General features: G+C 39.1%; 3 protein-coding genes. All 3 read right to left on the bottom strand.

Annotation, left to right across the window (positions count from 1 at the left end; all coding sequences use genetic code 11):
• Positions 1–100: 100 nt before the first annotated feature.
• The 3 genes from Q4Q49_RS22075 to Q4Q49_RS22065 all read right to left on the bottom strand — a co-directional run bounded on the left by Q4Q49_RS22075 (position 101) and on the right by Q4Q49_RS22065 (position 1,443).
• Complete coding sequence (locus tag Q4Q49_RS22075; protein WP_012088263.1) at positions 101–388, bottom strand: hypothetical protein; 288 nt, start codon at positions 386–388, stop codon at positions 101–103.
• 119 nt (positions 389–507) lie between these two features.
• Complete coding sequence (locus Q4Q49_RS22070; RefSeq protein ID WP_312000454.1) at positions 508–969, bottom strand: hypothetical protein; 462 nt, start codon at positions 967–969, stop codon at positions 508–510.
• 114 nt (positions 970–1,083) lie between these two features.
• Positions 1,084–1,443, bottom strand: coding sequence for a hypothetical protein (locus Q4Q49_RS22065; protein ID WP_312000453.1), 360 nt, complete (start codon positions 1,441–1,443; stop codon positions 1,084–1,086).
• Between the last annotated feature and the right edge of the window lie 108 nt (positions 1,444–1,551).

Genomic DNA, 1,551 nt, shown 5'->3' with positions numbered 1-1,551 from the left:
AACACAGGCCGAGCGTAGCGAGGTCCAGTGCAATGCGCTTTTTGCATTGCACGATTGTGCTTGGCCTTGTTATGAGTTTTGCTTGCCGCATGTTAGCTGATTACTCTGCATATTCTTCAATTTCCCATTCTGCACCAACATGTTGACGCCAAGCATGCCAGCCAGGAGGGATATGTGCCACCTCTTTAACCGTAGGGTCTAACTTTACAATTTCAGCCATACATACGAGCGCAATATTTTCTTCTTCTGCATCATCTAATCCGATGAATTGCCAACCATGATCTTCTTCATCGTGGCATACATGAAGTATTGGAGCACCCTCATGAATAATGTCTTTGTTTGTCACCGCCACACAGGTTTCTATCTGATCAAATGGCCAATCACTCATGACTTCTCCTAGCAGCTAACGTTGCGTTCACCTGCGGATTGTAAGTAGCGCGTTGCGATAGACTTAGCGTAGCGATATTGCATAAGCGCTACTTACAATTCGTCTGGTGCAATGCCTTGTTATGTGACTTGAATTGGAACAAAACCATTTTCAATGCTGCATTTAATGATTTCATGTTCAGGACTATTTTCGTAAGTTAGAACACTCGATATATTTGTGGCCTTAGAAAAATAGGACATAAATTCTAATACAGTATTGAATGCGAGCGGATTATTAACTTCTCTTGGAGAAATATCCAATTCAATTTCTTCATCGGTGAAGAAATGACAATTAAAACTGACTCCGTTTTTTTCAATGACGAGCATTAAACTAGTATTCTTTCTTTCCTCAAAGATACTATCAAAATTTGTGTAAATTTCACACAACTCTCCGCCTTTGTAAAACTTATAACCGAATTCTGACTTTAGAACTGAAGCTATGAAAGAATTCCAAATTTCTACATTAGTACCGAAGAAATAAATGTCGCGTAAGCTTCCGTCATCATGAAAAGCTTTATCTATCTGGTTCCAAACGATATTCATGGTTGCTTCTCACATAACGCCCGCATAAATTGCGGATAACAGTTGGCTAAAATAAGCGAAGAATGAGCGCCAGCCAACTGTTAGGCGTCAATTTTAATGCATTTGTTAGGTGTGCTAGTTCAATTCACCGAAACCGAAGTTACTCAATTCAAATCCATTTTCATTTTGCGTAAAATATAGCGCTAGATAAGCATGTTCATGAGCTCTAACCCAAACCTTATACACAGTTTTACTTTCTAGACTTATATACCCAATTTTCGAAAAACCATTCAACCACTGAGGCACAGATTCTTTCTTGTTACCCAGACAACTAAGATCAGAGCACATCATTGACAAAGTGATTAAGTCGCGAGCAGTAGCCTTCGAGATAAGGCCGATAATTTTAACGCCATCAACTTCTTGAGATGATGAGTTATTTGACTCACATCCAATAAATGTTAATGAGCATATTAAAATTAAACTCTTAAGTTTCATGTTTAGCCAGGCACCTAACGCTTACGATAAGCGGAAAAATCTAGCGATTTGGCGCAGCCAGCTAGTTTTTTCCGCCTTGATTGTTTTGTTATGTGGCAACACTTCATA

Source organism: Shewanella sp. SP1S1-7 (assembly GCF_031932105.1).
GTDB lineage: Bacteria > Pseudomonadota > Gammaproteobacteria > Enterobacterales > Shewanellaceae > Shewanella > Shewanella baltica.
The sequence above is the reverse complement of the archived record's forward strand: the minus strand, read 5'-3'. Positions and strand labels throughout refer to the sequence as shown.